This window comes from Aeromonas sp. ASNIH2 (assembly GCF_002934795.1).
GTDB classification, from domain to species: domain Bacteria; phylum Pseudomonadota; class Gammaproteobacteria; order Enterobacterales; family Aeromonadaceae; genus Aeromonas; species Aeromonas caviae.
Genome location: NZ_CP026406.1, coordinates 2465819 through 2475000 on the forward strand (window position 1 = coordinate 2465819; position 9182 = coordinate 2475000).

At 53.2% G+C, this 9182-nt stretch carries 20 protein-coding genes (1 of these 20 cut by a window edge); all 20 read left to right on the forward strand.

Translation table 11 applies throughout. The annotated features are described in order from the left end of the window. Positions 1-3 precede the first annotated feature (3 nt). Positions 4-417, forward strand: coding sequence for a 50S ribosomal protein L16 (gene rplP / locus C3F36_RS11580; protein ID WP_010672562.1), 414 nt, complete (start codon positions 4-6; stop codon positions 415-417). After that, positions 417-608 (forward strand): 50S ribosomal protein L29, encoded by a 192-nt coding sequence (gene rpmC / locus C3F36_RS11585; protein ID WP_005307965.1) that lies wholly within the window; start codon positions 417-419, stop codon positions 606-608. The genes rplP and rpmC overlap by 1 nt, the downstream gene beginning before the upstream one ends. Next, positions 608-856 (forward strand): 30S ribosomal protein S17, encoded by a 249-nt coding sequence (gene rpsQ, locus C3F36_RS11590; protein WP_005307966.1) that lies wholly within the window; start codon positions 608-610, stop codon positions 854-856. The genes rpmC and rpsQ overlap by 1 nt, the downstream gene beginning before the upstream one ends. 148 nt (positions 857-1004) lie before the next feature. Beyond that, positions 1005-1373, forward strand: a complete 369-nt coding sequence (gene rplN / locus C3F36_RS11595; RefSeq protein WP_005307975.1) for a 50S ribosomal protein L14 — start codon at positions 1005-1007, stop codon at positions 1371-1373. An 11-nt stretch (positions 1374-1384) separates the two neighbouring features. Further along, positions 1385-1702, forward strand: a complete 318-nt coding sequence (gene rplX / locus C3F36_RS11600; protein ID WP_005307977.1) for a 50S ribosomal protein L24 — start codon at positions 1385-1387, stop codon at positions 1700-1702. A 13-nt stretch (positions 1703-1715) separates the two neighbouring features. Then, entirely contained in the window at positions 1716-2255 is a 540-nt protein-coding gene (gene rplE / locus C3F36_RS11605; RefSeq protein WP_005331162.1) for a 50S ribosomal protein L5, read from the forward strand. Between the two features lie 10 nt (positions 2256-2265). Beyond that, positions 2266-2571: a 30S ribosomal protein S14 gene (rpsN, locus tag C3F36_RS11610; protein ID WP_005331161.1), complete on the forward strand. Its 306-nt coding sequence runs from the start codon at positions 2266-2268 to the stop codon at positions 2569-2571. A gap of 19 nt (positions 2572-2590) precedes the next feature. Further along, entirely contained in the window at positions 2591-2983 is a 393-nt protein-coding gene (gene rpsH, locus C3F36_RS11615) for a 30S ribosomal protein S8 (RefSeq protein ID WP_010672564.1), read from the forward strand. A 13-nt stretch (positions 2984-2996) separates the two neighbouring features. Further along, positions 2997-3530, forward strand: coding sequence for a 50S ribosomal protein L6 (rplF, locus tag C3F36_RS11620; RefSeq protein ID WP_104455106.1), 534 nt, complete (start codon positions 2997-2999; stop codon positions 3528-3530). 9 nt (positions 3531-3539) lie between these two features. After that, the gene (rplR, locus tag C3F36_RS11625; RefSeq protein WP_010672566.1) at positions 3540-3893 is read left to right on the forward strand and encodes a 50S ribosomal protein L18; all 354 of its coding nucleotides are present in this window, start codon (positions 3540-3542) and stop codon (positions 3891-3893) included. Positions 3894-3907: 14 nt separating this feature from the next. Then, the gene (rpsE, locus tag C3F36_RS11630; RefSeq protein ID WP_005340605.1) at positions 3908-4408 is read left to right on the forward strand and encodes a 30S ribosomal protein S5; all 501 of its coding nucleotides are present in this window, start codon (positions 3908-3910) and stop codon (positions 4406-4408) included. Between the two features lie 6 nt (positions 4409-4414). Beyond that, positions 4415-4594: a 50S ribosomal protein L30 gene (gene rpmD / locus C3F36_RS11635; protein ID WP_005307985.1), complete on the forward strand. Its 180-nt coding sequence runs from the start codon at positions 4415-4417 to the stop codon at positions 4592-4594. 2 nt (positions 4595-4596) lie between these two features. Next, positions 4597-5034 carry a 50S ribosomal protein L15 gene (gene rplO / locus C3F36_RS11640; RefSeq protein ID WP_005307987.1) on the forward strand — a complete coding sequence of 146 codons (438 nt, stop codon included), beginning with the start codon at positions 4597-4599 and terminating at the stop codon, positions 5032-5034. 8 nt (positions 5035-5042) lie between these two features. After that, entirely contained in the window at positions 5043-6371 is a 1329-nt protein-coding gene (gene secY, locus C3F36_RS11645) for a preprotein translocase subunit SecY (protein ID WP_010672567.1), read from the forward strand. A 27-nt stretch (positions 6372-6398) separates the two neighbouring features. Further along, positions 6399-6512, forward strand: a complete 114-nt coding sequence (gene rpmJ / locus C3F36_RS11650; RefSeq protein WP_005319705.1) for a 50S ribosomal protein L36 — start codon at positions 6399-6401, stop codon at positions 6510-6512. A 139-nt stretch (positions 6513-6651) separates the two neighbouring features. Continuing rightward, a complete protein-coding gene (gene rpsM, locus C3F36_RS11655; protein ID WP_005307991.1) occupies positions 6652-7008 on the forward strand; it encodes a 30S ribosomal protein S13 in 357 nt (118 codons plus the stop codon). Between the two features lie 14 nt (positions 7009-7022). Beyond that, positions 7023-7412, forward strand: a complete 390-nt coding sequence (gene rpsK / locus C3F36_RS11660; protein WP_005319702.1) for a 30S ribosomal protein S11 — start codon at positions 7023-7025, stop codon at positions 7410-7412. Between the two features lie 39 nt (positions 7413-7451). Continuing rightward, positions 7452-8072: a 30S ribosomal protein S4 gene (rpsD, locus tag C3F36_RS11665; protein WP_010672568.1), complete on the forward strand. Its 621-nt coding sequence runs from the start codon at positions 7452-7454 to the stop codon at positions 8070-8072. A gap of 25 nt (positions 8073-8097) precedes the next feature. Continuing rightward, positions 8098-9087, forward strand: coding sequence for a DNA-directed RNA polymerase subunit alpha (locus tag C3F36_RS11670; RefSeq protein WP_005307997.1), 990 nt, complete (start codon positions 8098-8100; stop codon positions 9085-9087). A gap of 43 nt (positions 9088-9130) precedes the next feature. Further along, positions 9131-9182, forward strand: partial view of a 50S ribosomal protein L17 gene (gene rplQ / locus C3F36_RS11675; protein WP_005307999.1) — the 5' end (the start) only. Its footprint extends 332 nt past the window's final position; 52 of the gene's 384 nt are visible here — the first part of the coding sequence; it begins with the start codon at positions 9131-9133; its stop codon lies off the right edge, out of view.

Below are 9182 nucleotides of genomic sequence, written 5' to 3' on the forward strand. Positions count from 1 at the left end.
TAAATGTTGCAACCTAAGCGTACTAAATTCCGCAAGACCCACAAGGGTCGTAACCGCGGTCTGGCCAATGCCGGTAACGAAGTATCCTTCGGTACCTTTGGCCTGAAGGCGACATCTCGTGGTCAACTGACTGCTCGTCAAATCGAAGCAGCCCGTCGTGCCATGACCCGTCACGTTAAGCGTCAAGGCAAGATCTGGATCCGTGTGTTCCCGGACAAGCCCATCACCGAAAAGCCCCTCGAAGTTCGTATGGGTAAAGGTAAGGGTAACGTGGAATACTGGGTTTGCCCGATCCAGCCTGGCAAGGTTCTGTACGAGATGGATGGTGTACCTGAGGCTCTGGCGCGTGAAGCGTTTGCCCTGGCCGCAGCTAAGCTGTCTGTTCAGACCACTTTCGTAATTAAGACGGTGATGTGATGAAAGCCCAAGATCTGCGTCAAAAGAGCGTCGAAGAACTGAACCAGGAGCTGCTGGGTCTGCTGCGTGAGCAATTCAACATGCGCATGCAAGCTTCCACCGGCCAGCTGGCTCAGACTCACACTCTGAAACAAGTGCGTCGTGACGTCGCACGTATCAAGACTGTACTGACTGAGAAGGCAGGTGCGTAATGACTGACAAGATCCGTACTCTGCAAGGTCGTGTAATCAGCGACAAGATGGACAAGTCCATCACCGTCGCTATCGAGCGCAAGGTAAAGCACCCGATCTACGGTAAGATCATCAAGCGTACTACCAAGCTGCACGTGCATGACGAGAACAACGAGTGCAAGGCTGGCGATCTCGTGGAAATCCGCGAGTGCCGCCCGCTGTCCAAGACCAAGTCCTGGACCCTGGTTGCTGTCGTAGAAAAGGCCTAATTCGGTACTTTTTAGCCCAAACGGCCCCCCATCGGGGCCGTTTGTTTTTTAGGCTACCTTTTCAAAAATAGCTGTGTTATAGTTTCGCGCCTTTTGAAGGCAGCCAGATCCCATCAGGGATAAGAAGTAAACAAAGCGGAGCACTAAGATGATCCAGATGCAAAGTATGCTGGGTGTTGCCGACAACTCCGGCGCTCGCAGTGTAATGTGTATTAAGGTTCTGGGTGGTTCGCACCGCCGTTATGCCGGCATCGGCGACATCATCAAGGTTTCCATCAAGGAAGCCATTCCTCGCGGTAAAGTGAAGAAAGGTGATGTGTATAACGCGGTGGTCGTACGCACCCGTAAAGGCGTTCGTCGTCCGGACGGCTCTGTCATCCGTTTCGACAACAATGCGGCTGTGTTGCTTAACAACAACCAACAGCCAATCGGTACTCGTATTTTTGGCCCGGTGACCCGTGAACTCCGTAACGAGAAGTTCATGAAGATTGTGTCCCTGGCACCCGAAGTACTGTAAGGAGTCGAACGATGGCAGCTAAAATCCGTCGCGAAGACGAAGTAATTGTTCTTACCGGCAAAGACAAGGGCAAGCGTGGCAAAGTCACTCAAGTCCTGATTGCAAAAGGTAAGGTAATCGTGGAAGGCATCAACCAGGTGAAGAAACACCAAAAGCCGGTACCCGCACTGGGTCAGGCTGGCGGCATCGTCACCAAAGAAGCCCCCATCGATGTATCTAACGTCGCGCTGTTCAACTCTGCCACTGGCAAGGCTGACCGCGTTGGTTTCCGGATTGAAGACGGCAAGAAAGTCCGTTTCTTCAAATCCACCGGCGAACTTGTGAAGTAATTGGAGTTTAACGATGGCGAAACTGCATGATTACTACAAATCCGATGTAGTAAATGAACTGTCCAAGCAGTTCGGTTACAAGACTATCATGCAAGTCCCTCGGATCGAGAAAATCACCCTGAACATGGGTGTTGGTGAAGCGATCTCTGACAAGAAGTTGCTGGAAAATGCTGCTGCCGATATGGCTGCCATTTCCGGTCAGAAGCCGCTGATCACCAAAGCACGCAAATCTGTTGCGGGCTTCAAGATTCGTGAAGGCTACCCGATAGGTTGTAAAGTAACCCTGCGTGGCGAGCGTATGTGGGAGTTCCTGGAACGGCTGATTTGCATCTCCGTACCGCGTATCCGTGACTTCCGTGGTCTGAACGCCAAGGCGTTCGATGGCCGTGGTAACTACTCCATGGGCGTGCGTGAGCAAATCATCTTCCCGGAAATCGACTATGACAAGGTCGATCGCGTCCGTGGTCTGGATATCACCATCACCACTTCCGCGAATACCGACGAAGAAGGCCGTGCTCTGCTGGCTGCCTTTAACTTCCCATTCCGCAAGTAAGGTTAGGGTTATGGCTAAAACATCCATGAAAGCACGTGAAGCAAAGCGTGCGAAGCTGGCAGCCAAGTTCGCGACCAAGCGTACCGAGCTGAAAGCTATCATCGTTGATATGAACGCTTCTGAAGAAGCGCGTTGGGATGCTGTCTTGCAACTGCAACAGCTGCCCCGTGATTCCAGTCCGTCCCGCCAGCGTAACCGTTGCAACATCACTGGTCGTCCGCACGGTTTCCTGCGGAAGTTTGGCCTCTCTCGCATCAAGGTGCGTGAGCATGCCATGAAGGGCGAAATTCCGGGCCTCAAAAAGGCCTCTTGGTAAGAATCTCGGGAGTTAGACTATGAGCATGCAAGATCCGATCGCGGATATGCTGACCCGCATCCGTAACGGTCAGGCGGCGAGCAAAGTTGCGGTTTCCATGCCTTCTTCCAAGCTGAAAGTGGCTATCGCCAAAGTGCTGAAAGAAGAAGGTTACATCGCTGGCTACAACGTAGCTGGTGACGTGAAACCGGAACTGGAAATCGAACTGAAGTATTTCCAGGGCAAGCCGGTTGTAGAACTGATCCAACGCGTGAGCCGTCCCGGCCTGCGTATTTACAAGCGCACTACTGATCTGCCGAAAGTCATGGGCGGTCTCGGTGTTGCTATCGTGTCCACGTCTAAAGGTGTGATGACCGACCGTGCTGCCCGCAAGGCAAGCATGGGTGGTGAGATCATCTGCTACGTCGCTTAATAGGAGGTCGGAAATGTCTCGCGTTGCTAAGGCACCCGTCACTATTCCTGCTGGCGTAGAGGTGACTCTGAACGACCAAGAACTGTCCATCAAAGGTGGCAAGGGTTCCCTGGTTCGTTCCATCCACGCCGGTGTAGAAGTGACCAAAGAAGACAATGTACTGAAGTTCGCCCCGCGCGATGGCATCGCTGGTGCTGACGCTCAGGCCGGTACTGCCCGTGCATTGGTCAACAACATGGTAGTCGGTGTTACCCAAGGCTTCGAGCGCAAGCTGCAGCTGGTTGGTGTAGGTTACAAAGCCTCCATCAAGGGCAATGCTGTTGCGCTGGCACTGGGCTTCTCTCACCCGGTAGAGCATGCGCTGCCGGCTGGTGTCACCGCTGAATGTCCGTCCGCCACCGAGATCGTTCTGCGTGGTGTGGACAAGCAGCTGGTTGGCCAAGTCGCCGCCGATATCCGTGCTTACCGCGCTCCGGAGCCCTACAAGGGCAAGGGTGTACGCTATGCCAACGAGCAAGTGCGTACTAAAGAAGCTAAGAAGAAGTAAGGTAACACTATGGACAAGAAAGCAGCTCGTCTCCGTCGTGCTACTCGTGCTCGGAAAAAGATGCAGGAACTGGGAGCTACCCGTCTGGTTGTTCACCGTACCCCGCGTCATATCTATGCGCAGGTTATTGCAGCCAACGGTTCCGAAGTTCTGGCCTCTGCTTCCACAGTAGAGAAAGCCATCAGTGAAGCTCTGAAATACACCGGTAACGCAGATGCTGCTACCGCTGTAGGTAAGGCTATCGCTGAGCGTGCTATTGCCAAAGGCGTTCAGAACGTATCTTTCGATCGTTCCGGTTTCAAGTATCACGGTCGTGTAGCCGCTCTGGCTGCCGCTGCTCGTGACGCTGGTCTTCAGTTCTAAGCTAGGAGTCGAAGATGGCTAAAGTTGAATCTCAAGCCGGCGAACTGCAAGAAAAGCTCATTGCAGTAAACCGTGTTTCGAAAACTGTTAAAGGTGGTCGTATCATGTCCTTCACCGCGTTGACCGTGGTGGGTGATGGTAACGGCCGTGTAGGTTACGGTTACGGTAAGGCCCGTGAAGTTCCGGCCGCCATTCAAAAGGCGATGGAACAGGCTAAGCGTAACCTGAACAAGGTTGAGCTGAACAACGGTACCCTGCACCACCCGGTGCGTGGCGTTCACTCTGGTTCCACCGTGTTCATGAAGCCGGCCTCCCAAGGTACTGGTATCATTGCAGGCGGCGCCATGCGTGCCGTACTGGAAGTTGCTGGTATCCACAACGTGCTGGCCAAGACCTACGGTTCCACCAACCCAATCAACGTTGTTCGCGCAACTGTCGACGCTCTGGTTCACGGTCAATCACCGGAACAGATCGCGGCCAAGCGTGGTCTGCGCGTTGAAGAAATTCTGGGGTAATGCGACATGGCTAACACTGTAAAAGTAACTCAAACTCGCAGCTCTATCGGCCGTCTGCCAAAGCACAAGGCGACTCTGCGTGGTCTGGGTCTGCGTCGCATTGGTCACACCGTTGAGCTGGAAGATACTCCCTGCGTACGCGGCATGATCAACCAGGTTTATTACATGGTTAAGGTGGAGGGCTAAGCATGCGTCTGAATACTCTGTCTCCGGCCGCTGGCTCCAAGCGCGTCAAGCACCGTCCGGGCCGTGGTATCGGTTCTGGTCTGGGCAAGACCGGTGGTCGTGGTGTTAAAGGTCAGACCTCTCGTTCCGGTGGCGGCAAGGTCCGCAACGGTTTCGAAGGCGGCCAGATGCCTTTGAAAATCCGTCTGCCGAAGTTCGGTTTCTTCTCTCGCAAATCTTTGGTTTCTGCCGAAGTGCGCCTGAACGAAATCGCCCTGGTAGAAGGTGATGTGGTCGACGTGAGCACTCTGAAGCAAGCCGGTGTTATTACCAAAAACATCGTGTTCGCTAAAGTTGTTCTGTCTGGCAACATTGACCGTGCTGTGACCGTTCGTGGTCTGTCCGTCACCAAGGGTGCACGTGCAGCCATCGAGGCCGCTGGCGGTAAAATCGAGGAATAATCAGTACAATGGCTAAGAAACCAGGATTGGATGTTAAAGCACAAGGTGGTCTGAGCGAACTGAAGAGCCGTCTGCTCTTCGTTCTCGGGGCAATTATCGTGTTCCGTGCAGGCTCTTATGTGCCGATCCCTGGTATTGACGCCGCCGTACTGGCCGAGTTGTTCCAACAACAGAAGGGCACCATCATTGAGATGTTCAACATGTTCAGTGGTGGTGCACTCTCGCGTGCTTCTATTCTTGCACTGGGGATCATGCCGTACATTTCGGCGTCGATTATTATCCAGCTGCTGACTGTGGTTCACCCTGCTCTTGCTGAACTCAAGAAAGAAGGTGAGTCCGGCCGTCGCAAGATTAGCCAATATACCCGTTGGGGCACGCTGGTTTTGGGAACGTTCCAGGCCATTGGTATTGCAACAGGTCTGCCGAATATGATGCAAGGACTCGTGACTCATCCGGGTTTGGGCTTCTATTTCACAGCCGTTGTGAGTCTGGTCACCGGTACCATGTTCTTGATGTGGTTGGGTGAACAGATTACCGAGCGTGGGATTGGTAATGGTATCTCGTTGATTATCTTCACAGGTATCGTCGCCGGTCTGCCTCATGCCATTGGCGCTACGGCCGAACAGGCACGTCAAGGGGAATTGCACATCCTGCTGTTGTTGTTGCTGGGCTTGATTGTTTTCGCTGTGACTTACTTTGTGGTGTTCGTGGAGCGTGGTCAGCGTCGTATCGTCGTTAACTATGCCAAGCGTCAACAAGGCCGCCAGGTATTCGCTGCGCAAAGCACACACCTGCCGTTGAAAGTGAATATGGCCGGTGTGATTCCTGCGATTTTCGCATCCAGCATCATCCTCTTCCCGGGTACCATTACCTCCTGGTTTGGTCAGGGCGAGGGCAAGATCGCTGACATTCTGCAACAGGTCTCTATGGTCCTGCAGCCGGGTCAGCCCTTGTACGAGATGCTCTATGCAGCAGCCATTATCTTCTTCTGCTTCTTCTATACCGCGCTGGTGTTCAACCCCCGCGAGACAGCAGATAACCTGAAGAAGAGTGGAGCCTTTATCCCGGGGATCCGCCCGGGCGAGCAGACAGCACGTTACATCGATAAGGTTATGACTCGCCTGACATTGGCAGGTGCGCTCTATATTACCTTTATCTGTCTGGTACCCCAGTTCCTGATGACTGCCTGGAACGTACAGTTCTACTTCGGTGGCACCTCGCTGCTGATTATCGTGGTAGTTATCATGGACTTCATGGCTCAGGTTCAGACCCATATGATGTCTCATCAATATGGCGACGTCCTGAGGAAGGCCAACCTGAAGGGCTACGGCCGCTAAAGGTCGGCGTAGTTACGGAGTTAAGCAATGAAAGTTCGTGCTTCCGTTAAGGCAATCTGCCGTAACTGCAAAATCATCAAGCGTCACGGTGTGGTGCGTGTGATTTGCAGCGAGCCAAAGCATAAACAGCGCCAAGGCTAATTTTTTACGGTTAGTACTTGCAACAAATAGTTGTGCTGGCTAATATAGCCAGCCAACTTTTGTTGTGTATTGGTTGACCGCCACGTATCCGCTCACGGGCTTTGTGGTGGTCGTTATCTACTATATGTAGGAGTGAATAGTGGCCCGTATCGCTGGCATTAACATTCCTGACCATAAACATGCAGTCATTGCGTTGACTGCTATTTATGGCGTCGGTCGTACCCGCTCCAAGGCCATCTGTGCCGCAGCCGGTATCGCTGAGAATGTGAAAATTAAAGACCTGGACGAAGCTCAGATCGAGAGTCTGCGTGAACAAGTAGGTAAATTCACCGTCGAAGGTGACCTGCGTCGTCAGATTTCCATGAACATCAAGCGATTGATGGATCTGGGTTGCTACCGTGGTTTGCGTCACCGTCGTAGCCTGCCTGTTCGTGGTCAACGTACCAAGACCAACGCTCGTACCCGTAAGGGTCCGCGCAAGGCTATCAAGAAGTAACGGGAAGGTAGAAAATGGCTAAAACTCCGACTCGTGCTCGCAAGCGCGTTAAAAAGCAAGTGAGCGACGGTATTGCGCACGTTCATGCATCTTTCAACAACACAATCGTGACCATTACTGACCGTCAGGGCAATGCTCTGTCTTGGGCTACCTCTGGTGGCTCCGGTTTCCGTGGTTCCCGTAAGTCCACTCCGTTTGCTGCCCAGGTAGCTGCTGAGCGTGCTGGTGAGATCGCCAAAGAATACGGCGTGAAGAACCTGGAAGTCATGGTCAAAGGTCCGGGTCCCGGTCGTGAGTCTTCCATCCGCGCTCTGAACGCGGCTGGTTTCCGCATCACTAACATTACTGATGTGACTCCGATCCCGCACAACGGTTGTCGTCCTCCCAAGAAGCGCCGCGTGTAACGCTGTAGCTACTTGGTCTAGGATTGTTGGAGAAAGAAGATGGCAAGATATATCGGTCCTAAGCTTAAGCTTAGCCGTCGTGAGGGCACCGACCTCTTCCTGAAGTCTGGTGTTCGTGCGATTGATTCTAAGTGCAAGATTGACACCGTTCCTGGTCAACACGGTGCGCGTAAAGCGCGTCTGTCCGACTACGGTGTGCAACTGCGCGAGAAACAAAAAGTACGTCGTATCTACGGCGTATTGGAAAAACAGTTCCGCAACTACTACCGCGACGCTGCCCGTCAAAAGGGTAACACCGGTGAAAACCTGTTGCAGCTGCTGGAAGGTCGTCTGGACAACGTCGTCTACCGCATGGGCTTCGGCGCCACTCGTGCTGAATCTCGTCAGCTGGTGAGCCACAAAGCCATCATGGTAAACGGCCGCGTTGTGAATGTTCCTTCTTTCCAGGTATCCCCTGAGGACGTGATCTGCGTTCGCGAGAAGGCTAAGAAGCAAGCGCGTATCAAAGCTTCCCTGGAAGTTGCTGGTCAGCGCGAGAAGCCGACTTGGGTAGAGGTTGACGCTGCTAAGATGGAAGGTGCCTTCAAGCGCCTGCCGGAGCGTTCCGACCTGTCTGCCGACATTAACGAACAGCTGATCGTCGAGCTTTACTCCAAGTAAAGCTAGCTTCTAAAGAGAGGACACAATGCTGGGTTCTGTAACAGATTTTCTTAAACCGCGGCTAGTTGACATCGAGCAAGTTAGCCCGACTCACGCGAAAGTGACTCTCGAGCCGCTTGAGCGTGGCTTTGGCCACACGTTGGGCAATGCCCTGCGTCGTATTTTGCTGTCATCTATGCCCGGTTGTGCGGTTACTGAAGTCGAGATCGACGGAGTACTGCACGAGTACAGCAGCAAAGAAGGTGTACAGGAAGACATTCTTGAAATCCTGCTCAACCTGAAAGGTATCGCTGTGAAGCTGGAAGGCAAGGACGAGGTAACTCTGTCCCTGACCAAGTCTGGAACAGGCCCCGTTACCGCTGGTGATATCACTCACGGTGATGAAGTCGAGATCGTAAACCCGGAGCACGTAATCTGCCACCTGACTGGTGCAAATGCTGAGATCAGCATGCGCCTGAAAGTTCAGCGCGGTCGTGGTTATGTGCCTGCTTCTGCTCGTGTTCACAACGATGATGAAGAGCGTCCTATCGGTCGCCTGCTGCTGGACTCCGCGTTCAGCCCCATCGTTCGCATCGCCTACAATGTCGAGGCGGCACGTGTGGAACAGCGCACCGACTTGGACAAGCTGGTTATCGACATGGAGACCAATGGTACTCTGGATCCGGAAGAAGCCATCCGTCGTTCAGCCACTATTCTGGCAGAGCAACTGGAAGCCTTCGTGGATCTGCGCGATGTCAGCGTGCCCGAGAAGAAAGAAGAGAAACCCGAGTTTGATCCGATTCTGCTGCGTCCTGTCGATGATTTGGAGCTGACAGTTCGTTCAGCGAACTGTCTGAAGGCAGAAGCTATCCACTATATTGGTGATCTGGTACAGCGTACCGAAGTTGAGTTGCTTAAGACTCCTAACCTCGGTAAGAAGTCCCTGACTGAGATCAAGGACGTGTTGGCCTCCCGTGGTCTGTCTCTTGGCATGCGCCTTGAGAACTGGCCGCCCGCCAGCATCGCTGACGAGTAATCCAGATTACGGGTTTCACAGATTTAGTTAGAAGGATAAGGTCATGCGCCATCGTTTGAGTGGTCGTCAACTGAACCGGAACAGCAGCCATCGTC